Annotated in this window: 1 rRNA gene; it reads right to left on the minus strand. The window is 55.4% G+C overall.

From position 1 onward, the window contains the following. A 5S ribosomal RNA gene (gene rrf, locus IF45_RS0131165) occupies positions 1–66 on the minus strand; the annotation flags it as partial. Positions 67–202 lie beyond the last annotated feature (136 nt).

Below are 202 nucleotides of genomic sequence, written 5' to 3' on the forward strand. Positions count from 1 at the left end.
GCTGTAAGGCTTAGCTTCCGGGTTCGGAATGTAACCGGGCGTTTCCCTCACGCTATGACCACCGAAACACTACGAAACACACCAGCAACCACAACCCACCGAGATGGGTGTGTGGTTGGTGTTCGTGGTTTCAGAACCAACACAGTGGACGCGAGCAACTGAGGACAAGCCCTCGGCCTATTAGTACCGGTCAACTCCACCC

The organism is Streptomyces albidoflavus (assembly GCF_000719955.1).
GTDB lineage: Bacteria > Actinomycetota > Actinomycetes > Streptomycetales > Streptomycetaceae > Streptomyces > Streptomyces albidoflavus.